Origin of the sequence: Shewanella sp. SW1 (genome assembly GCF_025653545.1) — a bacterium.
Classification (GTDB): domain Bacteria; phylum Pseudomonadota; class Gammaproteobacteria; order Enterobacterales; family Shewanellaceae; genus Shewanella; species Shewanella oncorhynchi.
Window position 1 is genome coordinate 15953 of record NZ_JAKKSG010000006.1, and the last position, 25249, is coordinate 41201.

The following is a 25249-nucleotide window of genomic DNA, read 5'->3' on the forward strand; positions in this document are numbered from 1 at the left end:
TACTACAGTGTGATTGTAAGTTTCAGGGCACTGTTCACTAAAGATTCTTGCTGATGTGTATGTAACTCAGGGTAACCACATGCTGGCGCAGCTGACGCTTCACGGCCGGCATAAGTTAACTGTGCACCTGCAGGAATCGCGGCCCAGAAATGGTGTTGACTCGAGTACCAAGCACCTTGGTTCTGTGGCTCTTCCTGACACCAAACAAAATCTTTAACATGTTGGTAATCAGCCAAAGCAACGATCATTTCATCATGTGGGAACGGATATAACTGTTCAACACGAATTAACGCTACGTTAGTGATGTTTTCTTTACGACGTTTTTCCAGTAGTTCGAAGTAAACTTTACCACTACAGAAAACAACGCGATCCACTTTGCTTGCTTCCAAGGTATCGATTTCACCGATCACATTTTGGAAACTACCACTGGCCAATTCTTCCAAACTCGACACGGCTAATGGATGACGCAGCAATGATTTAGGCGACATCACGATAAGCGGTCGACGCATTGGGCGCACCACTTGACGGCGCAACATATGGTAAACCTGTGCAGGTGTTGAAGGCACACACACTTGCATGTTGTGGTTAGCACACATTTGCAAGAAACGCTCTAAACGGGCGCTTGAGTGCTCTGGACCTTGGCCTTCATAACCATGGGGCAACAACATAGTCAGACCACATAAACGGCCCCACTTTTGTTCACCCGATGACAAGAACTGGTCAATAACCACTTGGGCACAGTTGGCAAAGTCACCAAACTGGGCTTCCCAAATGGTCAGGCCGCCAGGTTCTGCCGTCGCATAGCCGTATTCAAATGCCAATACTGAGGCTTCAGATAACACTGAGTCAGTAATATCAATCGGACCTTGCTCATCGGCAATGTTGCGTAGTGGCATGTAAGTCGTGCCATCGTTTTGATTGTGCAACACAGCATGACGATGGAAGAAAGTGCCACGGCCAGAATCTTGACCTGTGATACGAACGCGCTTGTTGTCTTCCAGAATCGAGGCATAAGCCAAGGTTTCTGCAAAGCCCCAATCGAGTGGTTTCTCACCCTTTGCCATAGCAACACGGTCGCCATAAATCTTAGCAACACGGGATTGTAATGGATGGCTTTCAGGAACGTAGCTCAATTTGTCCGCAAGGTTTTGTAAACGTTCTGCCGACATCGCAGATTCGAACGCTTCGTCCCACTCACGACCAATATAAGGTGTCCAGTCAACAGAATGCAGCGTCATTGGACGCCATTCTTTCACCACACAATCACCCTGATCTAATGCGTCACGGTAATTATTGATAAGACCAGTCACCTCATCGGCAGCAATCACGTTTTCAGCAATTAACTTGTCTGCATAAATCTTACGTGGCGTTGGGTGTTTCTTGATCTTGGCATACATCAGCGGTTGAGTTGCACTTGGCTCATCGGCTTCGTTATGGCCATGACGGCGATAACAGACTAATTCAACCACCACATCACGTTTGAACTCGTTACGATAATCAACGGCTAACTGCGATACAAATGCAACCGCTTCTGGATCGTCAGAGTTAACGTGGAAAATCGGCGCCTGAACCATCTTAGCGATGTCAGTACAATATTCAGTTGAACGCACGTCCGCATGGTTAGACGTAGTGAAACCCACTTGGTTGTTCACTACGATGCGAATACTGCCGCCCACTTTAAAACCGCGGGTTTGAGACATGTTGAATGTCTCTTGTACTATCCCTTGACCCGCAATGGCTGAGTCACCGTGAATAGTAATAGGCATGACTTGTAAGCCATCCTTACAACCGCGACGGTCTTGGCGGGCACGTACCGAACCAATGACCACAGGGTTAACGATTTCAAGGTGCGATGGGTTAAAGGCTAGTGCTAAATGCACATTGCCGCCCGGCGTTTCGAAATCAGAGGAGAAACCTTGGTGGTACTTAACGTCACCCGAACCGTGGGTATCAGCATGCTTACCCGCGAACTCATCAAACAGTTCAGCAGGACGCTTACCTAATACGTTAACCAGTACGTTTAGACGACCACGGTGAGCCATACCAACGACGATTTCTTTAGTACCCGCTTCACCTGCACGATAAATAATTTCGCGCATCATAGGCACTAACGCATCGCCGCCTTCTAACGAGAAACGTTTCGCACCAGGGAATTTAGCACCTAAGTATTTTTCAATGCCTTCTGCGGCGTTTAAGCCTTCAAGAATGCGTGTCTTAACACTTTTATCGTAGTTAGCTTTACCTAAGGAAGGTTCGAGACGTTGTTGGATCCAGCGTTTCTCATCGGTATCGGTAATGTGCATATATTCAGCACCGATAGAACCACAATAAGTGGCTTTCAGTGCTTTTACCAAATCCGCAAGCTTCATGGTTTCGCCACCATGAGCAAAAGAACCAGTATTAAACTCACGATCCATGTCTTCTTTAGTCAGGCCGTGGAAGGCAGGATCTAAATCGGCCACAGGTTCGCGTTTCCACAGTTCTAGGGGGTCAAGGTTAGCACCTTGATGACCACGGAAACGATGGGCGTTAATTAACTGCAGGACTTTAACTTGCTTAGCATCCAGTTCAGGATCCGTCACACGAGCAGAGCTCTTATGGCGTCCTTCTAACGCTAAACTGCGAAAATAATCACGTACTTTTGAGTGAGCAGCTTCAGGCGCATCAACAGAGGCACCGTTCACAGGAGGGAGATTATCAAATACCGCACGCCAATCATCAGCGACTGACTGTGGGTTTTCTTGATAGGCTTCATACATCTCTTCTACGTAGGTCGAATTTGCACCACTTAAGTGAGATGATTCGAGCCAGGCTTTCATGATGCCTTGGTGCATTTCTATTCCTTTCAAACTTTATACACGTGCTTAGCCATAGTATTAAATATGCAGTCTGTAGAGATTACCTTCGACGCATAATTTCTGCCGCCCCTAGATGTCCAGATATACGGCGCGTTGTCTTCCATTACATACGCAAAAGAGTCACCTTCTGCTACCAGAAAGTGACTCTTCAAGAGCTATATTATTATTGGTTTCAGCTCGGGTTCTCGCATTACACTGCTCGCTTCAACAGCATGGACTTAATATGACCAATTGCTTTAGTCGGATTAAGACCTTTTGGACACACGTCAACGCAGTTCATGATGCCATGGCAACGGAACACGCTATAGGCGTCGTCCAGCTCAGATAAACGTTCTTCTGTAGCTGTATCGCGACTGTCGATCAAGAAACGATATGCATGAAGCAGACCGCTTGGACCGATAAACTTATCAGGATTCCACCAGAATGATGGGCAAGCCGTAGAACAACAGGCACACATGATACATTCGTACAAACCATCTAAATGAGCACGCTCTTCAGGGGATTGTAAGTGTTCACGAGCAGGTTGTTTCTCATCATTGATGAGGTAAGGCTTGATCTTCTCATACTGCTTATAGAACTGAGTTAAATCAACAACTAAGTCACGAACAACTGGCATACCTGGTAATGGACGTATTTCTAATTTCTTACCTTTAAAGGTTGAAATTGGGGTAATACACGCCAGACCATTCTTACCATTCATGTTCACGCCGTCTGAACCACACACGCCTTCACGGCATGAGCGACGGAATGACAAAGTCGGATCTTGCTCTTTCAACTTGATCAGTGCATCGAGCACCATCATGTCAGAGCCTTCAGCCACTTCTAAGCTGTAATCCTGCATATACGGTTTAGTATCTACGTCAGGATTGTAGCGATAAACTGCAAATGTCAATTTCATCTTTGCAACTCCTAGTAGGTACGTTTCTTCGGTGGGAATGCTTCACGTAACTTAGGTGCCATGTTCACTGCACGACGATCCATCGTTTCAGTGATTGGGTCAAATAAGCTGTGGCATAACCAGTTCTCATCATCACGCTCTAAATAATCTTCACGTGAGTGAGCACCGCGACTTTCGGTACGGAAGTTAGCCGCATAAGCCGTGGCGATTGCCGTTGCCATCAAGTTATCTAACTCTAAACATTCAATACGTTGAGTATTGAATTCACGAGAGTTATCAGACAATTTAGCATTTGCAAGACGTTCACGAATCACTTTCAACTGCTCTAACCCTTCAGCCATAGCATCGCCACGACGGAATACAGAGAAGTTTAATTGCATACACAGTTGCAAATCCTTACGGATTTGCGCTGGATCTTCGCCATCTTTGTTGCTTTCCCAACGATTCAGACGAGCCAGAGAGGCTTGAATATCCGCATCGCTAGCATCTTTTGGATCGTCAGTCTCATCCAAAGCTTTACCTAAATGCTGACCCGCTGCGCGACCAAAGACCACTAAGTCAAGCAGTGAGTTACCACCTAAACGGTTTGCACCATGTACAGATACACAGGCAATCTCACCCACAGCGAACAGACCAATAACATCTTGTTCAGTGCCGTCTTCATTCTTACGAATAACTTGACCACTGACCTTAGTTGGCAGACCGCCCATCATGTAGTGACAAGTTGGTAATACTGGGATTGGACCATCGGCCGGATCGATATGGGCAAAGGTACGAGACAATTCACACACGCCTGGTAAACGTGCTTCTAATGTTTCTTTACCTAAGTGATCAAGCTTCAGTAAACAGTGTGGGCCTAATGGGCCGTCTAAACCACGACCTTCGCGGATTTCAGTCATCATTGAACGTGCTACCACGTCGCGTGATGCCAAATCTTTCGCGTTAGGGGCATAACGCTCCATGAAACGCTCGCCGTCTTTGTTCAGCAGATAACCACCTTCACCACGACAACCTTCAGTCACAAGTACGCCCGCGCCGGCGATGCCAGTTGGGTGGAATTGCCACATTTCCATGTCTTGCATTTGCACGCCAGCACGCATTGCCATACCTACGCCGTCACCGGTGTTGATATGCGCGTTAGTCGTCGAAGCGTAAATACGCCCTGCACCACCTGTCGCTAGAATCGTTGCCTTAGCTTTGAAATAAACGATATCGCCCGTTTCAATTTCAATCGCAGTACAACCCACAACGGCGCCATCATCGTTTTTAACGAGATCTAATGCATACCATTCTGAGAAGACTTGCGTCTTATGCTTAACGTTTTGTTGGTATAAACAGTGAAGCAAAGCATGACCAGTACGGTCGGCAGCTGCCGCAGTACGCGCAGCCTGCTCGCCACCAAAGTTCTTAGATTGACCACCAAATGGACGTTGGTAAATCGTACCATTTTCGAAACGAGAGAAAGGCAAACCCATTTGCTCAAGTTCAATCACGGCTTCAGGACCGGTTTTACACATGAACTCGATCGCTTCTTGGTCACCGATAAAATCGGAACCTTTCACGGTATCGTACATGTGTTGTTCCCAATGATCTTCATGGGCGTTACCTAACGCAACAGTGATACCACCCTGCGCAGATACGGTATGAGAACGGGTTGGGAATACTTTTGATAAAAGCGCACAGCTTTTACCTTCTTTGGAAATCTGCAGCGCTGCACGCATACCAGCGCCACCGGCACCGATCACTACAGCATCAAATTCGCGTACTGGAATACTCACTTAGACACCCCACACAATAACAATGCCGGCCGCTAAATAACAAAATACGGTAACGACAAAGGTGAACTGTAAAACACCACGTAACGACGTGCACTTAACGTAATCTGTCAGCACTTGCCATACACCAATCCAAGCATGTACTAATAAGGCTACCAGCGTCAGAAGTGTAAACACTTTCATTGGCAGAGCACTAAATAGGCCATGCCAGACGTCGTAGGTGAGAGGGGAACTACATGCAATAAAGCCAACCAAGAAAATGGTGTAACAGGCGAGGATCACTGCACTAGCGCGTAGTAGAATATAGTCATGAACACCACTGCGTCCAAAACTTGCTGCATTGGTTACCATACCCAGATCCCCGCTATGATTGAAAAGGCTACCGTTAAGGCAAATACAGCTTTCGCTGATGCGGCACCCGATGACAATTCTTCCCAACGACCGGTATCCATTACTAAGTGGCGCAGGCCACCAAACAAGTGATACGCCAGTGCAGTCATAATGCCCCACAGGATAAACTTCATCACGAAGTTATCGAATAGAGACTGTACGCCAGCGAAACTTTCAGCTGATGCTAAAGATGAATTTAGCAACCAAATGAGAATGCCAACTGCGAACAGCATGATGACACCGGAAACACGGTGAAGAATTGACACAATCGCTGTTGCAGGAAAGCGAATGGTCTGCAGATCTAAATGGACAGGTCTTTGCTTTTTCACGTTCTGCTCACTCAGCTCCATTGAGCATTTTTTTTGTTATGTGAACCGCTTTTGTACAAACTTTAAACAGGAGGTTGATCACTGCAAAAGTAAACACAAAAGCAAAGTTTAAACAAACAGTTAACTATCTGAGCACGCACTCATTTAACATGTAAACAAAGGGTGCTTTATAATCGTTGTTTGCGGCCCTTATTGGGCGAGGCAAGTATACTCGCGGCAAATGTCAAATACAAACATCACAGAATGCAAATTATGTTTTTTTGACTATTTTTTACTGTAAGTGCCAGTTACAAATAGAAAAGTAAAGGCTTTTATACCATGGTCTAACAAATTTAAACGCTTATTTAAATTGAAATGTGATCTAGAATGGCTGTAAAGTAATGGCGGTTTGACATGCCGCACTCACAGATAAGAACTAAGTAAGGAGAACGGGGTATGGCTGATTTAAAAGCCAAATTAGAATTACCAGGGAACGACTCGATAGAATTGCCAGTAAAGCAGGGAACCGCTGGTTTTGACGTAATCGATATCAGTAAACTTGGCAGCAAAGGTTACTTTACTTTTGATCCAGGTTTTCTTGCGACTGCCTCCTGTGAATCTGCAATTACCTATATTGATGGTGATCTAGGTATATTGTTACACCGTGGCTATCCAATCGATCAACTTGCCGTTGACTCCGATTACCTAGACCTGTGTTATTTGCTGCTTTACGGTGAACTACCGACCAAAGCGCAATATACTGAGTTTGTACATACAGTTAAAACCCACACTATGGTTCACGAGCAGCTAGCCTTCTTCTTTAGAGGTTTCCGTCGTGATGCACATCCTATGGCCATGTTATGTGGTGTGACGGGTGCATTATCTGCATTTTACCAAGACTCTCTGGATGTTAACGATCCACGTCACCGCGAAATCGCCGCTTATCGCTTAGTCTCAAAAATGCCTACGATAGCAGCCATGTGCTACAAGTATTCTTCAGGCCAGCCATTCGTGTACCCACGTAATGACTTAAGCTATGCAGGCAACTTCTTAAGCATGATGTTTGCTGTACCGTGCGAAGAATACGTCGTGAACCCTATTGTTGAACGTGCAATGGACAGGATCTTCATTTTACATGCAGATCATGAACAAAACGCATCGACTTCAACAGTACGTTTAGCCGGTTCTTCAGGTGCAAACCCATTTGCGTGTATCGCAGCGGGTATCGCATCTCTTTGGGGCCCTGCACACGGCGGCGCTAACGAAGCCTGTTTGCAAATGTTAGAAGAAATCGGTTCAGTAGACCGTATTCCTGAATTCATTGAACGCGCTAAAGATAAAAATGATCCTTTCCGTCTGATGGGCTTTGGACACCGTGTTTACAAAAACTTTGACCCACGAGCCAAAGTGATGCGTGAAACCTGTCATGAAGTGCTGAAAGAACTGAAAGTACAAGATCCACTCTTGGATGTGGCAATGGAGCTTGAGCGCATTGCACTTGAAGACGAATACTTCATTTCTAAAAAGCTGTATCCAAACGTCGACTTCTACTCTGGCATCATTATGAAAGCCATTGGTATTCCAACCAGTATGTTCACTGTGCTGTTCGCACTGGCACGTACTGTAGGCTGGATTGCTCACTGGAAAGAAATGTTAGATCAACCAGGCCACAAAATCAGCCGTCCACGTCAGTTATATACTGGTGAAACTGCGCGTGATTTCGTCGCACAAGACAAACGCTAAGTCCCACGACTTACGCATTAAAAAGCGCCTAAGGGCGCTTTTTTCATTTCAAATAATCCTCTTTTAAACTTACCTCTCCTGACAAAATACATTGTTGCAATTGCGCACTTGTGTAATCTTAATTAACCGCGTTTAGTTATTCTCATCACTTTTTAAACCTTTTGGCTACATTTGGTAAGAATCACAAATCACACTCAGCCCAAAATACGACTAATAGACTGAAATTAAACAAATTTAAACATTGGCATGGTTTCTGCTATCAACTGACATCACAATAAAGACAATAGGTAACATTCTTATGGAAAAGTCAAAAATTGCTCAATTCGCCCTGCCACTGCTAATGATTTCGATGCTAGCAGCCTGCGGTGAGGAAGAAGTGGTCAAAAAAGAAGAAAAATATGCCATTCCCGTCGAAACCACCACAGTGATGCAAGGAAACGTTTCATCTTTTTACAGTACAACTGCCACCTTAGAAGCGCCACAGGAAGCCAATGTAGTGAGTCGTATATCAGGGCTCATTGAATCTCTCGCTGTTGAAGAAGGTGACCGCGTTCAAAAGGGCCAAGTGCTGGCTGTTATTGATGCCAAGAGGCAGCAATATGATTTAGACCGCTCAGAAGCCGAAGTCAAAATCATCGAGCAGGAATTGAATCGTCTGAAGAAAATGAGCAACAGAGAATTTATCAGCGCAGATTCAATGGCCAAACTTGAATATAACTTGCAAGCCGCTATCGCTAAGAAAGATCTCGCCGAACTGCAAGTAAAAGAAAGCCGCGTACTGTCCCCTATTAGCGGCGTCGTCGCTAAACGTTATGTGAAAGCAGGCAACATGGCGAAGGAATTTGGCGATTTGTTTTATATAGTCAACCAAGATGAACTCCACGGTATTGTTCATCTCCCAGAGCAACAGCTTGCCAGCTTAAAACTCGGCCAAGAAGCACAAGTGTTTAGTAATCAACATAGCAAGAATGCTATCCACGCCAAAGTGTTGCGCATAAGCCCGATTGTGGACCCACAAAGTGGCACCTTTAAGGTGACACTTGCTGTGCCGAATCAAGAGGCGCGCCTTAAGGCTGGCATGTTTACCCGGGTTGAGCTCAAATACGATACCCACGAGAACGTGATTACTGTTCCCTACAGTGCCTTGATTAACCAAGACAACAAACAAGCGCTTTATGTTATTGATGGTACCAATGCGAACCGTCGTGAAGTCGAAATTGGCTACCGTGAAGGTGATTCGGTAGAAGTGATTACAGGTATTAACCCCGGTGAGCAAGTCGTTACCCGTGGCCAGCAAAACTTGAAAGACCAATCCTTAGTCGAAGTGATCACCCCACTCGATCTTGCTTCCGCTAAGAACTGATAGGAGCCTTTCATGTCAATTATCAGCACTTCCGTTAAACGGCCAGTCACGGTATGGATGTTCATGCTGGCGGTGATTTTATTCGGTATGGTGGGATTTTCCCGCCTAGCGGTGAAGTTACTGCCAGATTTAAGCTATCCCACATTAACCATTCGCACCATGTATGACGGCGCGGCGCCAGTTGAAGTCGAACAGCTCGTCTCTAAACCAATTGAAGAAGCCGTTGGCGTGGTCAAAGGCTTACGTAAAATCAGTTCTATTTCGCGCTCCGGCATGTCAGATGTGGTGCTTGAGTTTGAATGGGGCACAACAATGGATATGGCGAGTTTAGATGTACGTGAAAAACTCGACACTATCGCTCTGCCGCTCGATGTTAAAAAGCCCTTATTGCTGCGTTTTAACCCCAATCTCGACCCCATTATGCGTCTTGCGCTGTCTGTGCCCAATGCCTCTGAAGCCGATCTCAAACAAATGCGCACCTATGCAGAGGAAGAGCTTAAGCGTCGTTTAGAGGCGCTATCTGGGGTCGCCGCCGTGCGTTTATCTGGCGGCCTAGAGCAAGAAGTGCATATTCAGCTCAATCAAGAAAAACTGTCGCAGCTCAATCTTAATGCCGATGATATTAAACGTCGTATTAATGAGGAAAACATCAACCTCTCTGCGGGTAAAGTGATCCAAGGTGATCGCGAATACTTAGTACGAACGCTAAACCAATTCAACTCATTAGATGAACTCGGCCAAGTGATCGTCTATCGCGATGAGCAAGCTTTAGTCCGTTTATTCGAAGTTGCTACCATCACAGATGCCTACAAGGAGCGTAGTGACATCACCCGCATCGGCAGTCAAGAATCGATTGAACTGGCCATTTATAAAGAAGGTGATGCAAATACTGTCGCTGTCGCCAAAAAACTGCGCGATGAACTCGTCAAAATCAATCAAGATCCTAAGCAAAATAAGCTCGAAGTGATTTACGATCAGTCTGAGTTTATCGAAAGTGCGGTCAGCGAAGTCACCTCTTCTGCGCTGATGGGCAGCTTGTTATCTATGCTAGTGATTTACCTGTTCTTGCGTAATATCATCCCGACACTGATTATTTCTATCTCGATTCCCTTCTCAGTCATCGCCACCTTTAACATGATGTATTTTGCCGATATCAGCTTAAACATCATGTCATTAGGTGGTATTGCCCTTGCCATCGGTCTCTTGGTCGATAACGCCATTGTGGTATTAGAGAACATAGACCGCTGCCGTAGCGAAGGCATGAGTAAATTAGAAGCTGCAGTGACGGGGACTAAAGAAGTGGCAGGCGCAATTTTTGCCTCAACACTCACCACTCTTGCGGTGTTTGTGCCGCTAGTATTCGTGGATGGGATTGCCGGCGCCCTCTTCTCAGATCAAGCGCTAACGGTCACTTTTGCGCTGTTAGCATCGCTATTAGTCGCGTTAACATCCATTCCAATGCTGGCATCACGTGAAGGCTTTAAAACCTTACCCGCGCTGATAAAAACGACACCTAAGGATAAACCCACCACTAAAATGGGTAAGCTTAAACACTATAGCGCGACTGTGTTTTCCTTTCCTATTCTATTAATTGTTAGTTACTTACCTAGTGCACTACTGACCTTAGTGTTGATTTTAGGCCGCTTCTTCTCATGGCTTATTGGTCTAGTGATGCGCCCGTTAAGCTCAGTATTTAACTTTGTCTACCACAGTATTGAGAAGGTTTATTACAAACTTCTGGCCTCGGCGCTGCGCCAACAAAAAGCAACGCTGTTACTCACGATTGCAATAACAGGCGCTTGTATTAGCTTGTTACCGCGACTTGGTATGGAGCTTATTCCGCCAATGAATCAGGGTGAGTTTTATGTGGAGATCTTGCTACCGCCGGGTACGGCAGTGAGCGAAACCGACAAGATATTACAGCAACTTGCACTGTCCATTAAAGACAGAGCTGAAGTTAAACATGCTTATAGCCAAGCAGGTAGCGGCGGTTTGATGACTTCGGATACTGCCCGCGGGGGTGAAAACTGGGGCCGCTTGCAAGTGGTGCTTAACGACCACAGTGCCTATAACGTAGTCACTCAAGTATTACGTGATACTGCGCGCCGTATTCCTGAACTTGAAGCGAAAATTGAGCAACCTGAGTTATTCAGCTTTAAAACGCCACTGGAGATTGAGCTCACAGGTTACGATTTAAACTTACTCAAACGCAGCGCAGATAGTCTCGTCAAAGCATTATCCGCATCGGAGCGTTTTGCCGACGTGAATACCAGTCTACGTGATGGTCAACCTGAGCTAAGTATCCGTTTCGATCATGCAAGGTTAGCGGCTCTAGGAATGGATGCACCAACGGTTGCAAACCGTATTGCCCAACGTGTTGGCGGTACTGTTGCCAGTCAATACACAGTGCGTGACCGTAAGATTGATATTCTGGTGCGAAGTGAACTCGCGGAGCGGGATCAAATCAGCGATATCGATGCCTTAATCATCAATCCGAATAGCAGTCAGCCTATTGCATTAAGCGCAGTTGCAGAAGTTTCATTGCAATTAGGCCCATCTGCGATTAACCGCATCAGCCAACAACGTGTGGCTCTCGTATCAGCTAACCTCGCCTATGGTGATTTAAGCGATGCGGTTGCACAGGCGCAGCAGATACTATCGCAACAAGTGTTACCCGCATCGGTTCAGGCCCGTTTTGGTGGTCAAAATGAGGAAATGGAGCACTCATTCCAATCACTCAAAATTGCCCTTATCTTAGCGATTTTCTTAGTGTATTTAGTCATGGCGAGTCAGTTTGAATCACTACTGCACCCCTTGCTTATCCTTTTTGCCGTACCTATGGCATTAGGTGGCAGTGTACTTGGGCTTTATATCACCCAAACTCACTTGAGTGTGGTGGTATTTATTGGCCTTATCATGTTGGCGGGGATCGTCGTGAACAACGCGATTGTGCTTGTGGATCGGATCAATCAACTGCGTAGCGAAGGTGCTCAAAAACTTGATGCCATTCGCGATGCAGCTAAATCGCGCCTACGCCCGATTATGATGACAACCCTCACCACGACCTTAGGCTTATTGCCGATGGCGCTAGGTCTAGGTGATGGCTCAGAGGTGCGCGCACCGATGGCGATTACGGTGATCTTTGGTCTGAGTTTATCAACACTACTGACCTTAATTGTGCTCCCAGTGCTCTATGCCCTGTTCGACCGTAAAGAATACCCAGCAACAGGCTCACATGTAAACGTAGAGGAGGCTCGCCCATGAACCTCACCCGTTTAGCCATTAAGCGCCCCGTAACCACCAGCATGTTCTTCTTTGCTATCTTGCTGTTTGGTCTCGCCTCGAGTCGCCTATTACCGCTGGAAATGTTCCCCGGTATTGATATCCCACAGATAGTGGTGGAAGTGCCTTACAAAGGCTCGACCCCTGCTGAAGTGGAGCGCGATATTACCAAAGTGCTGGAGGAATCCCTCGCTACTATGGGGGGGATTGATGAGCTTGAATCAGAATCCTCCCAAGAAGGCTCCGAAATCGAAATCAACATGAAGTGGGGGGAAAACGTTGCCACTAAGAGCTTAGAAGCGCGGGAAAAAATCGATGCAGTGCGGCATTTACTGCCCAAGGATGTGGAGCGGGTCTTTATCCGCCAATTCTCCACCGCCGACATGCCTGTGCTCACCATACGCATCTCAAGTGATCGTGAGCTTTCAGGTGCATTCGATCTACTCGATAAACAGCTCAAGCGTCCGCTTGAACGTGTTGAAGGTGTCTCTAAGGTCAGCCTGTACGGCGTTGAGCAAAAGCAAATTGAGGTACGCATCAATGCCGACCGCCTTGCCGCCAGTAGATTTTCAACCACAGATTTGCAACAACGTCTCGGCAGAGAGAACTTTGTGCTGAGCGCAGGTACACTCAGGGCCAGTAATATCGTTTACCAAGTTTCACCTAAGGGTGAGTTTAGAAACCTTGAAGATATCAAAGCACTAGTACTGATCCCCGGATTGACCTTAGGCGATATCGCCGATGTGCAATTTGCCCTACCTGAACGTATCGAAGGTCGACATTTAGATAAGCACTATGCCGTGGGTTTGGATGTGTTTAAGGAATCTGGCGCTAACTTAGTCGAAGTGTCAGACCGTGTCATGAAGGTGATTGAACTTGCTAAGCAAGACCAACAGTTCCAAGGTATTCGCCTATTTATCATGGAAGATCAAGCCTCTGGAGTAAAATCTTCACTAATGGATTTGCTGCTTTCAGGGTTAATCGGTGCACTGCTGTCCTTTGTCGTGCTGTACTTATTCCTGCGTAATTTGAAAATGACTTTAGTGGTTGTGTCATCCGTACCTATTTCAATTGGTATGACGCTCGCCGCTATGTATCTACTCGGTTACAGCTTGAATATTCTGTCTATGATGGGGCTCCTGCTCGCCGTCGGTATGTTGATTGATAACGCTGTGGTTGTCACTGAGAGCGTACTGCAGGAAAAACAAGGTAAACACCCTAAAGACAATGAAGAGTCAGTCATGACGGGGGTCGATAAAGTGTCTCTGGCGGTATTGGCAGGCACAATGACAACCGCCATTGTATTTTTACCTAATATTTTTGGCGTAAAAGTCGAGATCACTATTTTTCTAGAGCATGTTGCTATTGCGATTTGTATCTCACTCGCCGCGTCGCTATTGGTCGCAAAAACCTTAATCCCTTTGATGTTGACTAAGTTCCACTTCGACATCGCCCCCGAAAAGGATGCGGGTAAATTACAACGTTTTTACAATAATACCTTAGATTGGGTATTGCTCAGACCTTGGCGTTCAGGCGTGATTGCTGTAGCGATCCTCGCATCCACCGCCCTGCCGCTATCTATGGTTAAACAGGATCAAGAAGACAGCGAGAGCAATGAACGAATCTACATTAACTACCAAGTAGAAGGTCGACATAATCTCAATGTTACTGAGGCAATGATCAACCAAATGGAAGAGTATCTTTATAACAATAAAGAGGAATTCCATATTGATTCTGTCTACAGCTATTATGCCTCTGACGATGGCTCATCGGTGATCCTCCTAAAGAAAGATTTGCCTATATCAGTGGATGAGTTAAAAAAGAAAATCCGTAGCGGCTTCCCTAAGTATTCCATCGCCAAACCGCAATTTGGCTGGGGCAATGACAACTCTGGCGTGCGAGTCACACTGACAGGACGTTCAACCTCTGAGCTGATTAACTTGAGCGAGCAAGTTATTCCTTTGTTGCAAAATATCAAAGGATTGCAAGATGTTCGCTCCGAGCTTAATGGCACTCAGCAAGAAGTGATTATCCGCATTGATAGACAAATGGCGGCGCGGTTAGATTTAAAACTCAATGAAATTGCCTCAAGTATCTCCATGGCACTGCGCGGTTCACCGCTGCGATCCTTCCGCCACGATCCTAATGGCGAGCTGCGCATCGAAATGGCCTACGAGAAAGAATGGCAAAAGTCACTTGAGAAACTCAAACAGTTACCCATAGTACGCCTCGACCAAAGAGTGTACACCTTAGATAATCTGGCGAAGATTGAGATCCAACCCCGCTTCGATACTATCAAACACTTCAATCGCCAAACCTCGCTGTCGATTGGGGCTAACTTAGAAAACCTCACCACAGAAGAGGCGCAAACTAAGATCAAGCAAGTGATGGAAAATATCCGTTTCCCCGATGGTTACGACTATTCACTCCGTGGTGGCTTCGAGCGCCAAGATGAAGATCAGAACGTGATGGTGACTAATATGCTCTTGGCTGTCGCGATGATTTATATTGTTATGGCGGCGTTGTTTGAATCTCTACTATTACCAACGGCGATTATTACCTCGATCCTATTTTCCATCACAGGTGTATTCTGGGCGCTGTTTATCACAGGCACCCCTATTTCTGTGATGGCAATGATAGGTATCTTGATTTTAATGGGGATAGTGGTGAACAACGGTATCGTTCTGGTGGATCAAATCAATCAGATGACACCGGATCTCGACAAATTGTCTGACACCATTCGGGAGGTATGTATCACCCGTTTGCGGCCAGTGTTAATGACAGTAGGTACAACAGTACTGGGATTAGTCCCACTGGCAATGGGTGATACCCAAATCGGTGGCGGCGGCCCGCCATATTACCCCATGGCAATCGCCATTATCGGTGGCTTATCGTTCTCGACAGTGACTAGTTTGTACTTAGTCCCCCTGTGCTATCAAGCATTTTATCGGATGCGTCACCGCGCAGCGATTCGCTTAGGCCAAGCCGATCACTTTGCCAAAAAACTGTTACCTTGGACGGTTTAGTTGTCTTGGATAGCTGATGTTCTTGAACAGTTCAGCAATCTTCGACAACTTAATATGCCATTGAATTTGTAATAAAAAGGCTGCTGTGCGGCCTTTTTTGTTTTACAAAATTACGCTCTATACTTTTACTGCGGTAAAACCCTAAACTGGATCATAAACAATTGCTCAAGACCGGGATAAATTTCTGCAATCACATCACGTAGCTGCGGCAACGTCATATTCTCTTGCTTAGCATGAATGTCTGAGAGCTCAGTTAAGGTCACTGGCACGACATCAATAATATGGATATCACAAAACCAGCGGTCGGTTTCGAAGGTTGAAACGGGAAGCGTTTGACCTGCAATCACATGGGATTCCGTTTCATCACGCAATGTAATGGTTTTAGTGCCACTTAATATATCGTGCTCAAAGCGCTCAAAAAAAGTGATTTTAGTTAATAACACACATCTTCCTCGGCTCAGGATATGAGCAATAAAATAACAGTAGAGTCAATTTTTCAAACTCATAATGCTAGGCAATATAATGGCTTTTGATCCACACTGACAGCATACACCGCAGAATTTGCAGCATTTGTCGTGTGAAATACTAACAGCGCCGTTTAAGTCAAATTGTTATGCTAACGCCATTTAGCAAAACTAGTTCCCAAAGAGTAGCCGTTGTTTTCGACAAAATTCAGCAAAACATGGTCAGTTCGCTCAGATTGAGTTAGAATCCCGCCTCAATTGAGCCCTTGGCCTCATATTCCTGCGCGTAGCGGGTGCGAAACGAAATTAGAGACGTCATGAACAAGAAACAAAAGATCATCAAGAAAATAGCTAAACGCGCTAAGGCCAGACTGAATAAAGTCGACCCAGTGACTATCGGCTCACCTGCAAAATCAGGTTACATCTCTAAGGCTGATCGCGCAAAAATGGCGGCATCAGAAGCCGCGACTGAACAAGTCGAAGGCCAACAAGACACGCCAAGTATTGAAGAATAAGCAGTACCGAAGAATAAGAAGCTCAGCAGAATAGTTTTTTAGCGGCGTATTTTGGCATTGTTAGCTTAACTAAATGAAGTGCAAACGCCGTTTCAAACAAAATGCCACAAGCAATCTTGTGGCATTTTGTTTTTCAGCATACCTATCATTAGCAGCTTTCTGACTGCTCCTCATTATTAATGATCTCATCTTTATCTGCGTTCTTGCCCACAGCTTCTACACGGCGCAGCTAAGCCACATAACGTCAATTAGGCTTTTTACCCTCGTCTAAGGGCAATACGGGCTCATTCTCTTGCTCCTCCGTTAATTGCGCCATCTGCACGCAAGAGGATGAAAGCGGATTGGTCGCACTAGGTAAGTTCTGTGCAACACAATTAGCGATTTCCTCTTCCTCACTCAGTACGACATTGCGGGGGATAGCATTCGCAGCATCAAGATTAGGCGCAGCTGAAAACTGTGCCTGCGCCGCCACTTTATCCACTAAACGATAGGCAACCCATACACCTAATGTGCCAAACAAAATAGACCCTAAAATTTGCCCAATCAATACACCGTAAACCCCGCCCCAAAGTGCACCAAAATACACAAAGGGCACAGTGCCTAAAGTGGCTTTACCTACGTTAAACAGTGTGGAATATTTGGCCTTGCCAAGGTTATTAAAGGACGCATTCGCCACGAATAAAATCCCCGAAAAGATAAAGAATACTGCGATATAACTGCAGAAAAAGTGAATAAGATCAGCGCTGTCGCCCTTCATATCAAACACACTGACCAAATGTGACTTAAGCATAAACAGCAGCAAAGACATTACCAGCACATACACAGTACAAAACTGAATCGCCCGCGTTAAACTCTCACGTACTCGGTCAAACTGACCTGCGCCAAAGTTTTGCCCAACAATAGGTCCAATCGCGCCAGAGAGTGCAAAGATCATCCCAAAGGCCACAGGGATTAAACGCCCTAATACTGCCCAACCTGCCACATAAGCGTCACCGAAATCGGCGATCGCTCGGGTCACAAAGGCATTTCCGATGGGAGTTGCCACATTGGTTAACATCGCAGGGCCTGCAATGGCAAAGATGGGCTTAAGATCGGCGACAAAATGTGCCTTATCAAAATGGCCTAACAACTTATGCTTAACCACCACACCGCGAGCGGCAATCACAAATACCGCCACCCGCGCTAAAACGGATGCCAATGCAGCACCTTCAATCCCCATGGCGAACATGAAGATAAAAATCGGATCGAGTACAGCATTAACGCCGCCCCCCGCTAAGGTCGACATCATAGATAACTTTGCATCACCCACGGCGCGCAAAGCCCCGCCGAGCGCCATTGCAAGACAGATAAAAGGCAAGGAAGGCACGAGAATATACAAATAGCTCGCAGCAAGTTCTGCCGTATGACCACTCGCGCCTACTAAGGCAACTAGCTCAGGAATGAAGGTGGTGACCACCGCTGCCACCAGCACACTAATCAGTGTCGTCACAACCGCGCTATTGAGTAATAAGCGCTTTGCCAACACCACATCTTTTGCGCCAATCGAGCGAGACACTAAAGCGCCTAGTGCAATCGATAAACCAATTCCAATCGATGTGGTAAAAAACGAAATACTCCCCGCATAGCCCACAGCCGCGGCGAGTTCATGCTCTCCCAATAGGCTCAGGAAAAAGATATCCAGTAAATCCACGACAAATAAGGCAGAAATACCTACCGCGGCGGTCGAACTCATCACTAAGATATGGCGTAATATGGGGCCTTCAACAAACTTGGCTTGCGTCATACGTGTCTTTTACCTACAAAAAATAAAAAGTGTTCGCCGAAGTCATCATGAAACGCCTTTATCGACGGGCACATCTAGGCTATATAACTCACATCCACAACGACTACAATACATGGCATCAATATCATGACCTGTCTTATGGCATTGATTGCACGAGCGTAAATCTCGATGGCGCCCTACTTCTTGGGATATCTCGGCGGTTAAAATCCCCGTTGGGATTGCAATAATCGAGTAACCAATCAGCATAGTAAAAGCCGCAATCGCCTGACCTAATCCGGTTTTCGGGGTAATGTCGCCGTAACCGACTGTAGTAATAGTCACAATTGTCCAGTACACAGATTTAGGGATTGAACTGAAACCATTATCAGGCCCTTCAACCACATACATTACTGAACTCAGTACCATAACGATCAAACTGACCGAGAAGAAAAACAAAAAAACCTTACGACTCGACTGCATCATCGCCCTAAGTAGAACATTTCCTTCACTCAAATAACGCAGTAATTTGAGTACGCGGAAAATCCTAAACAGCCTAAGTATCCGGATAACTAAGGTAAAGTTAGCACCAGGGATCAGCAACGCCAGATAACTTGGCAATACCGATAACAAATCCACTAAACCATAAAAGCTGCGAGCATATAACACAGGATGAGTCGCGCAGTACAAACGTAGGCCATATTCAATCGTAAAAATAATGGTAAATACCCATTCCAACACAGAAATAAGCTGGCCGTATTCGCGATGGAATATCTCTACTGTGTCGAGGAACACTAAGCCGACACTCAACACAATACACACCATGAGGGCGATATCAAAATAGCGGCCAGCGGGAGTATCAGTGCCAAAAATAATGGTACGTAATTGACGTTTTAACGGACTTTCGGATTCGATATTCTCAGACATAAAAGCTTTTACTTCCTTGCAACAAACTGACTAACACAGGGATTACAGCATAAATATGCCACGAGTCTGCCATGCAATTGCACCTAGCTCAAAATTATCTACTCACAGTAGGATAAAATTGCGGTATGATGCCGAAAAAAGCCAACAACCTGTGTTTATTTTCGAGGACTTCATGCGCGCCACCCTACTTTCCACATTGACATCTCTCACTGTGACTATCGCGGCTCTCGTTTCACCCGAATTACATGCCTCTGGCATGGGTAAAGTGGATCTGGTGGTGATCACTAAATCCGAATCCAGTATGGCTTTATTGCGCGATGGCAAAGTGCTCAAACAATATCGCATCGCCATGGGTGACCTACCCGCTGGACACAAATTAAAGGAAGGCGATCAACGCACACCACAGGGGCGTTATACCCTAGATTACAAAAAGCCAGATAGTGCTTATTATAAATCGATCCATATTTCCTATCCTAATGAAGAGGATAAACTCAGAGCCAAAGCCTTAGGCATTAGACCCGGAGGCATGATCATGATCCACGGCCAAAACCCTAAGTCGTCACTGCCGCCAGAACAAGCCCAGCAATACAACTGGACTGACGGCTGTATCGCGATTACCAACGCCGAAATGGATGAAGTGTGGAAAGTGGTCGATGAAGGAACGCCGATTGAGATTTGGCCTTAATCTTAGCCCGCTTCCTAATGGCAAAATGCCAAATAGATCATTGAACGATATCAAACACGCCCAGCTTAATGGGCGTTTTTATTTAACCATTAAAAGCATGATGTTAGTTGTAATAGTCTCAGTCATTTACTTAAGGGATAAAACTAACGCCAATAGAAATGCCTTGGAGTATTTATGCCTAAATTCAACGAGCCTGTTGCGCCGCACAGTGCAAACCTCAGCTATGAGCAATTAATCCAATACTGGCCAGCCTTTGAAGCACAAATTGTCGCTTTCCTTAAGACCTTAGATTTAACAGATAAAGCACTGTTTTGCGATCACGTGGCATTACGCGTTAACTCTATCGCCAGTGCCAATGCACTGAAAGACGCCTTTAGCCGCATAGGTAAAATCATTTCAGACAACATCATCAATGGCCGTACGATTCTGATCATCGAGCTAGACACGCCACTCACACTCGGTCAATTTAGCATTGCCTGCGTCGAGCTTCCCTATCCTAGTGATAAAGTTTATCCACAGGAAGGCTGGGAGCACATAGAGTTAGTTATTGATTCTAAAGCCAAAGATTGCGATACCTTGAGCCAAGATTTACTGGTCTTATGTCCAACACTCCGCTCTTTACTCAACCTAGGACTGAGTCCATTGCCGCAATCTGAGCAGACAGCTGAATCAGAGCAGTCAAGATTACCAGACTTGCCATCCCTTGCTGAGATTAAGGTCAAGATGAGCTCGCCCAAAGGCGATAAAGAACGTTTAGCCAATCCAACTATCGCCTTTAAACGCGGCAATGTGTGCATTAAAGTGCATCCCCATGGCATAAAAGCGGTCATCGCGAGCGAACAAGTATCTGAATGTTAAGTCAGACTTAAACTCAAGCAGATAAAACTGAGCTTAGATTTTCATCTGCACTTGCCTTAGCTAAAACCTACGACAGTACCTGAGTTAACATCTGAGTTGATGACAATTTAATCAGATTCAATATTCTCGTTATTTTTAGGTCAGTTTTTTTGTGGTTTTGTCAAAAATCGCCAAAATTAAATCTAAAAAACAGCATATTTAGCGTAACTTAGGACATATAACTCGCAGATACCATCAGGCACAAATTATCGTGTCCAGTAGATGGATGCTATGTGCAAACAGAGGATCGCCAATGAAGCCACACAAGAACGAAGCACAAATATTGAAGTTCGCCATGGAAATCGGCGTGGGCTATGCCAAAAAACGCGGATATGCAGACTTCGACAAAGGCATCTCAGCCAAAGACAAAGTGGAATGTATTTACCGTTTATTGGTCACTGACAACTTGATTCAGCCACTGGCCAAAGATAAAGAAGATGGGCCAAACATGAAACATAAACTGATTTTATGGATCACCCGCCAACTGCCTGCTGATCATCCACTGTTGAAGTAATCTTTTTAGGCGACTCGGTTAAAAATGATTATTGGCAAGCGGACATTTGAAGCTAGCCTAGAAAGAAGCCAACTCACTATGTGTTCACGATAAGGATCACCATTAAATGGCGCATTATTGCGCCATTTAAGTGAGCCAGAGTTGAATATCGAACCTAGCCCTTTTTGGCCGCTTTGTTGGCTTTCTCATTCGCTAGCACTGTTGCCATTGGCGGCACTATGGTTGTAGGGTCGAGGCGCATTTGATACCAGTTCACTCGCCAATCTAAGTGTGGGCCATTTGCACGGCCTGTTGCGCCCACCTCTGCAACAGCTTGGCCTTGCTTAACCGCTTCACCCGCGTTGACGTACAGCTTACTCAAGTGCAAAAAACTCGAACTCACGCCATAACCATGGTCGATCACCATAGTCCCGCCCGAATAAAACATGTCAGGCACAGAAAGACTAATAACACCATCGGCGGGGGCGACCACTATAGTGCCGGTTTTCGCCGCCACATCCACCCCAAAGTGTGGATTACCGGGTACATCGTTATAAATACGCTGGCTACCGTAAACGCCTGAAATACGCCCCGTCAGAGGCCAAATAAACGCCTGTAAAAATGCAGTTTGCTCACTAAATGTTGCCCGCGCCGCTTTTACTTGCGCCGTGTCTTTCGCCGCTCTTTCCTGCGCGACAGGATCGGGCTTCATAATCTTCGAGCTAATGCCCTTTACACTTTGAATATCGTACTCTCGCTTGGTTAAGGTTAAAGGCTTAACCTCAGTCAAACCATCGGGATAAACCAAGGTTAGCTGCTGGCTCAGTTCACCGTCGCGATCAAAACCAAAGGCAAAATGGCCGTCTGGCGTGACCTTGATGGCTTCACCATTTAAGCTAATCTGAGTGCCCGCTGGCGCTTGACCCCGCATTAATGCGCCTTGCTCTAACTTACCCTGTAAACTCACCTCAGCTTGTACCTGAGGCGCAATGAGCACTAGGCCCAAAGTGAATAATGCCGATAAGCAGCGCATTGGATTTGAACTTAGGGGGGCTCCACCGTGAGATAAAAATTGCGATACTTTATTTCCCAACATCTTATTATTTTCCAGCATCTTAGTTTCCAATATCCTAGTTTCCAACATCTTCAAAAAATCCTTATCGATGGGCAATAGGGATCAAGACCCACTCAATACATTCATCGCGACACAAAACGCAGCCGAATTCAATCAATGCCACGTTAACCTAACGCACCATAAAAATCGATTCTGCAAACCCACATCCCTGTCGTAATCTCAGTTCAGCCTATGATAAAAACAAACAAAAAAGCCCCGATAATCTACCGAGGCCTATTAAATCCGTGATTAAAAGGTGAATAGTTTAAGTCCATTCACTTATATCAGCTCGTAGTGCCTATCCCTTAACGACAATCGCGCCCTTGCCAACACCTTCAAACGCCACCACTTTAAACTGACTTCCTGGCACTTTAGCGACTAATGTCGTGGCAATATAATCGGCTAACAACTCAACCGTCGTGTCGTGGGGAATTAAATCACAGCATTCCTTTGGCATTGCCAATTGGAAATCCCCTTGGGGGGCTTGGTAATGAAAGCCATAGTGGCTGTCATCGGTTATCCGCGTTTGCGGCGAAAGATTAAGGGTCTTAACTGAAACCAAGTCCTCTTCACTGCCTAAATAAATATCGTGCCAACGTTTGGCCCAATACTCATCCCACTTTGGTGCTGGGCTGCCATTTTCATAAACATGAATAGGACTACGATGCCCATGGGCGATACGCTGACAATTACCATCGTGTTTACGTAAACCATGGCTGTAATGGTAATAAGGCGTATCGAGGATTTCGTGTCTCAAGGTGAGCGTGATCCCTTCGACATTCTTAGGTAAAGCTTCGCGCAATGCTTTCTGTAAAAAGGCATTCACACTGGGAATATCAATCTCTTCGGTCGGCACTAAGGCAAAGGCTTGTGAAGGACAGGCCAAATGAATTTCACCTAACTGACTATCAAAATCCATCCATACTCTATCGCCCTGCTGTTGCCATCGCACACTGCTGCAGGCCGTAGGCACTAATAAACGATGATCGGCCACCGCATCTATGGTTTGCTTGATCGTACGTTTGACTTTAGCAAAATCGAGTACCATGTTTTGCTCGTCTAATCCGCCCTCTAGCAGAACATCAACAATCCAACTCTCCCCCACCATGCCGCGCTTTGGGCACAAATAGGAAAAATCGATCACAGTTAAATCTTTGACAAACAATTGCATTAACGCTCCTCGGCAGAAAAACAGTCCGCCTATGTAATTTTATAGCACCGCTTGGCGATGGCCGAGCATGCTAACTTGAGGCACTCAACACGAGTTAACTCAACATGAACAGAGATTCTAATCAATTCCGTCTGTTGTCGCGACAAATGAATCCACTCGGCCTAATATTTTGTATCAGATGTTTGTATCAGGTAGTCGAAAATCCAGCAATGCAACTCATTGCAACCATCAGGTACCGATAGGCAGAAAGCAACAATGCATCGACCTTGTCGATTAACAGATAAAGCCTTAACAGAAATACCACTCAACCTAGCAAAATAACAACGTAAAAACAGCGAATTAGATCGCAAAAGCTTAATCCGCAACAACGATAGACCCAATCGAAACAAAGCATTATCACTCAGCATTATTAACCGCTAGCATCCCTGTTAAACCATACAAAAACCAAGGTTATATAGGGAGAAATAAGATGACCAAACTTACATCTATCGCAATCTTCATCGCAGGTATGTTAGCAAGTACCCATGCTATCAGTGCAGAACCCATCGAAGTCATTACAGCAGCCAAGATCACTGAGCCTGAAAAAGTTGAATTAGGTAAAATGCTGTTCTTCGAACCCAGACTGTCTAAATCTGGCTTTATCTCTTGTAACTCTTGCCATAATTTATCCACTGGTGGTGTCGATGCACTGCCAACGTCCATTGGTCACCATTGGCAGGAAGGCCCAATTAACTCGCCCACAGTGCTTAATGCCGACTTTATGCTGGCTCAATTTTGGGATGGTCGTGCCAGTGATTTAAAAGAACAAGCCGCGGGCCCTATCGCCAACCCGAAAGAGATGGGCTTTACCCATGAACTCGCAACTGAAACTATCGCCTCTATGCCCGCCTACCGATCGCACTTCGCCAAGGTCTATGGCGATGAAAAAGTCACAATTGACCGTTTAACCGATGCGATTGCCACCTTTGAAAAAACCTTAGTTACCCCTAATAGCCCCTTCGATCAATATCTTCTGGGCAAGCAAGATGCCATCAGCGCGAATGCCAAAGCGGGTTACCAACTCTTCAAGGATAAAGGTTGCATGAGTTGCCATAACGGCCCCGCTGTCGGTGGAACCATGTATATGAAAATGGGACTCATCAAACCGTTCCACACCAATAACCCAGCAGAAGGTCGTAAGGGCGTCACAGGTAAAGAAGCTGATAAATATGTGTTTAAAGTGCCGACACTACGTAATATTGAACTCACCTACCCCTACTTCCATGATGGCAGCGTCTGGACCTTGGAAGAAGCGGTGAATACCATGGCAGACATTCAATTAGGGCAAAAACTCTCTGACCAAGAAGTGAAAGAAATGGTCGCCTTCCTTGAGTCCTTAACGGGCGATCAGCCGCAAATCACGCTACCTATTTTGCCACCATCGAATAAAGATACGCCACGTCCAGTGCCATTTAGCTCCAATAATTAACATAGGCGACGAGTCACTGACTAAGAAGTACTCACTTAGCTGTACTCACTTAGCATAGACACTAAGTCAGCGCGACTTAGTTAGCAAAAAGGCCGAGAGTAAAAACTCTCGGC

The 25249-nt window shown here is 45.7% G+C and carries 19 protein-coding genes; 9 read left to right on the forward strand and 10 right to left on the reverse strand.

The features are described 5' to 3' along the window. Nucleotides 1-2: 2 nt before the first annotated feature. From L5M71_RS06825 to sdhC, 5 genes are all read right to left on the reverse strand, one after another. A complete protein-coding gene (locus L5M71_RS06825; RefSeq protein WP_106650758.1) occupies nucleotides 3-2834 on the reverse strand; it encodes a 2-oxoglutarate dehydrogenase E1 component in 2832 nt (943 codons plus the stop codon). Nucleotides 2835-3048: 214 nt separating this feature from the next. Next, nucleotides 3049-3756, reverse strand: a complete 708-nt coding sequence (locus L5M71_RS06830; RefSeq protein WP_028759701.1) for a succinate dehydrogenase iron-sulfur subunit — start codon at nucleotides 3754-3756, stop codon at nucleotides 3049-3051. A gap of 11 nt (nucleotides 3757-3767) precedes the next feature. Then, entirely contained in the window at nucleotides 3768-5534 is a 1767-nt protein-coding gene (gene sdhA / locus L5M71_RS06835) for a succinate dehydrogenase flavoprotein subunit (protein ID WP_011847025.1), read from the reverse strand. After that, the gene (gene sdhD / locus L5M71_RS06840) at nucleotides 5535-5882 is read right to left on the reverse strand and encodes a succinate dehydrogenase, hydrophobic membrane anchor protein (protein WP_028759700.1); all 348 of its coding nucleotides are present in this window, start codon (nucleotides 5880-5882) and stop codon (nucleotides 5535-5537) included. After that, complete coding sequence (gene sdhC, locus L5M71_RS06845) at nucleotides 5876-6271, reverse strand: succinate dehydrogenase, cytochrome b556 subunit (RefSeq protein ID WP_012089416.1); 396 nt, start codon at nucleotides 6269-6271, stop codon at nucleotides 5876-5878. The genes sdhD and sdhC overlap by 7 nt, the downstream gene beginning before the upstream one ends. 414 nt (nucleotides 6272-6685) lie before the next feature. On the opposite strand from sdhC, the gene L5M71_RS06850 reads away from it, so the two are divergent. From L5M71_RS06850 to L5M71_RS06865, 4 genes are all read left to right on the forward strand, one after another. Beyond that, a complete protein-coding gene (locus tag L5M71_RS06850; RefSeq protein WP_105252697.1) occupies nucleotides 6686-7972 on the forward strand; it encodes a citrate synthase in 1287 nt (428 codons plus the stop codon). 298 nt (nucleotides 7973-8270) lie between these two features. Beyond that, nucleotides 8271-9335 (forward strand): efflux RND transporter periplasmic adaptor subunit, encoded by a 1065-nt coding sequence (locus L5M71_RS06855; RefSeq protein ID WP_263138499.1) that lies wholly within the window; start codon nucleotides 8271-8273, stop codon nucleotides 9333-9335. Between the two features lie 12 nt (nucleotides 9336-9347). Next, entirely contained in the window at nucleotides 9348-12599 is a 3252-nt protein-coding gene (locus L5M71_RS06860) for an efflux RND transporter permease subunit (protein ID WP_263207860.1), read from the forward strand. Continuing rightward, nucleotides 12596-15643: an efflux RND transporter permease subunit gene (locus tag L5M71_RS06865; protein WP_263207862.1), complete on the forward strand. Its 3048-nt coding sequence runs from the start codon at nucleotides 12596-12598 to the stop codon at nucleotides 15641-15643. Before L5M71_RS06860 ends, L5M71_RS06865 begins: the two co-directional genes overlap by 4 nt. Before the next feature lie 125 nt (nucleotides 15644-15768). Here L5M71_RS06865 and yqfB read toward each other — a convergent pair whose 3' ends face one another. After that, on the reverse strand, nucleotides 15769-16086 hold the full coding sequence (gene yqfB / locus L5M71_RS06870; RefSeq protein ID WP_113940516.1) for a N(4)-acetylcytidine aminohydrolase: 318 nt from the start codon (nucleotides 16084-16086) through the stop codon (nucleotides 15769-15771). 338 nt (nucleotides 16087-16424) lie between these two features. On the opposite strand from yqfB, the gene L5M71_RS06875 reads away from it, so the two are divergent. Next, complete coding sequence (locus L5M71_RS06875) at nucleotides 16425-16622, forward strand: DUF2986 domain-containing protein (protein ID WP_028759693.1); 198 nt, start codon at nucleotides 16425-16427, stop codon at nucleotides 16620-16622. 244 nt (nucleotides 16623-16866) lie between these two features. Here L5M71_RS06875 and L5M71_RS06880 read toward each other — a convergent pair whose 3' ends face one another. Beyond that, a complete protein-coding gene (locus L5M71_RS06880; RefSeq protein WP_263207864.1) occupies nucleotides 16867-18405 on the reverse strand; it encodes an MATE family efflux transporter in 1539 nt (512 codons plus the stop codon). 45 nt (nucleotides 18406-18450) lie between these two features. Next, the gene (locus L5M71_RS06885) at nucleotides 18451-19308 is read right to left on the reverse strand and encodes an ion transporter (protein ID WP_263207866.1); all 858 of its coding nucleotides are present in this window, start codon (nucleotides 19306-19308) and stop codon (nucleotides 18451-18453) included. Nucleotides 19309-19480: 172 nt separating this feature from the next. Here L5M71_RS06885 and L5M71_RS06890 point away from each other — a divergent pair, with 172 nt between their 5' ends. The 3 genes from L5M71_RS06890 to L5M71_RS06900 all read left to right on the forward strand — a co-directional run bounded on the left by L5M71_RS06890 (nucleotide 19481) and on the right by L5M71_RS06900 (nucleotide 21404). Continuing rightward, nucleotides 19481-19993, forward strand: a complete 513-nt coding sequence (locus tag L5M71_RS06890) for a murein L,D-transpeptidase family protein (protein ID WP_028759690.1) — start codon at nucleotides 19481-19483, stop codon at nucleotides 19991-19993. 174 nt (nucleotides 19994-20167) lie between these two features. Continuing rightward, complete coding sequence (locus tag L5M71_RS06895; RefSeq protein WP_263207870.1) at nucleotides 20168-20851, forward strand: VOC family protein; 684 nt, start codon at nucleotides 20168-20170, stop codon at nucleotides 20849-20851. 292 nt (nucleotides 20852-21143) lie between these two features. Then, nucleotides 21144-21404: a DUF5062 family protein gene (locus tag L5M71_RS06900; protein ID WP_263207872.1), complete on the forward strand. Its 261-nt coding sequence runs from the start codon at nucleotides 21144-21146 to the stop codon at nucleotides 21402-21404. A 154-nt stretch (nucleotides 21405-21558) separates the two neighbouring features. Here the strand turns inward: L5M71_RS06900 and L5M71_RS06905 are convergent, their stop codons facing one another. Beyond that, nucleotides 21559-22416, reverse strand: coding sequence for a M23 family metallopeptidase (locus L5M71_RS06905; protein ID WP_173497902.1), 858 nt, complete (start codon nucleotides 22414-22416; stop codon nucleotides 21559-21561). Between the two features lie 379 nt (nucleotides 22417-22795). After that, entirely contained in the window at nucleotides 22796-23668 is an 873-nt protein-coding gene (locus tag L5M71_RS06910; RefSeq protein ID WP_028759687.1) for a 6-carboxytetrahydropterin synthase, read from the reverse strand. A 469-nt stretch (nucleotides 23669-24137) separates the two neighbouring features. On the opposite strand from L5M71_RS06910, the gene L5M71_RS06915 reads away from it, so the two are divergent. Continuing rightward, on the forward strand, nucleotides 24138-25136 hold the full coding sequence (locus L5M71_RS06915; RefSeq protein WP_263207874.1) for a cytochrome-c peroxidase: 999 nt from the start codon (nucleotides 24138-24140) through the stop codon (nucleotides 25134-25136). Nucleotides 25137-25249: the final 113 nt, after the last annotated feature.

What these genes read in the sequence shown, in the direction of transcription:
- L5M71_RS06825 (WP_106650758.1), bottom strand. Translation starts at nt 2,834, where the DNA reads ATGCACCAAGGCATCATGAAAGCCTGGCTCGAATCATCTCACTTAAGT.
- L5M71_RS06830 (WP_028759701.1), bottom strand. Translation starts at nt 3,756, where the DNA reads ATGAAATTGACATTTGCAGTTTATCGCTACAATCCTGACGTAGATACT.
- sdhD (WP_028759700.1), bottom strand. Translation starts at nt 5,882, where the DNA reads ATGGTAACCAATGCAGCAAGTTTTGGACGCAGTGGTGTTCATGACTAT.
- sdhC (WP_012089416.1), bottom strand. Translation starts at nt 6,271, where the DNA reads ATGGAGCTGAGTGAGCAGAACGTGAAAAAGCAAAGACCTGTCCATTTA.
- L5M71_RS06850 (WP_105252697.1), top strand. Translation starts at nt 6,686, where the DNA reads ATGGCTGATTTAAAAGCCAAATTAGAATTACCAGGGAACGACTCGATA.
- L5M71_RS06855 (WP_263138499.1), top strand. Translation starts at nt 8,271, where the DNA reads ATGGAAAAGTCAAAAATTGCTCAATTCGCCCTGCCACTGCTAATGATT.
- L5M71_RS06860 (WP_263207860.1), top strand. Translation starts at nt 9,348, where the DNA reads ATGTCAATTATCAGCACTTCCGTTAAACGGCCAGTCACGGTATGGATG.
- L5M71_RS06865 (WP_263207862.1), top strand. Translation starts at nt 12,596, where the DNA reads ATGAACCTCACCCGTTTAGCCATTAAGCGCCCCGTAACCACCAGCATG.
- L5M71_RS06875 (WP_028759693.1), top strand. Translation starts at nt 16,425, where the DNA reads ATGAACAAGAAACAAAAGATCATCAAGAAAATAGCTAAACGCGCTAAG.
- L5M71_RS06880 (WP_263207864.1), bottom strand. Translation starts at nt 18,405, where the DNA reads ATGACGCAAGCCAAGTTTGTTGAAGGCCCCATATTACGCCATATCTTA.
- L5M71_RS06885 (WP_263207866.1), bottom strand. Translation starts at nt 19,308, where the DNA reads ATGTCTGAGAATATCGAATCCGAAAGTCCGTTAAAACGTCAATTACGT.
- L5M71_RS06890 (WP_028759690.1), top strand. Translation starts at nt 19,481, where the DNA reads ATGCGCGCCACCCTACTTTCCACATTGACATCTCTCACTGTGACTATC.
- L5M71_RS06895 (WP_263207870.1), top strand. Translation starts at nt 20,168, where the DNA reads ATGCCTAAATTCAACGAGCCTGTTGCGCCGCACAGTGCAAACCTCAGC.
- L5M71_RS06900 (WP_263207872.1), top strand. Translation starts at nt 21,144, where the DNA reads ATGAAGCCACACAAGAACGAAGCACAAATATTGAAGTTCGCCATGGAA.
- L5M71_RS06905 (WP_173497902.1), bottom strand. Translation starts at nt 22,416, where the DNA reads ATGCGCTGCTTATCGGCATTATTCACTTTGGGCCTAGTGCTCATTGCG.
- L5M71_RS06910 (WP_028759687.1), bottom strand. Translation starts at nt 23,668, where the DNA reads ATGCAATTGTTTGTCAAAGATTTAACTGTGATCGATTTTTCCTATTTG.
- L5M71_RS06915 (WP_263207874.1), top strand. Translation starts at nt 24,138, where the DNA reads ATGACCAAACTTACATCTATCGCAATCTTCATCGCAGGTATGTTAGCA.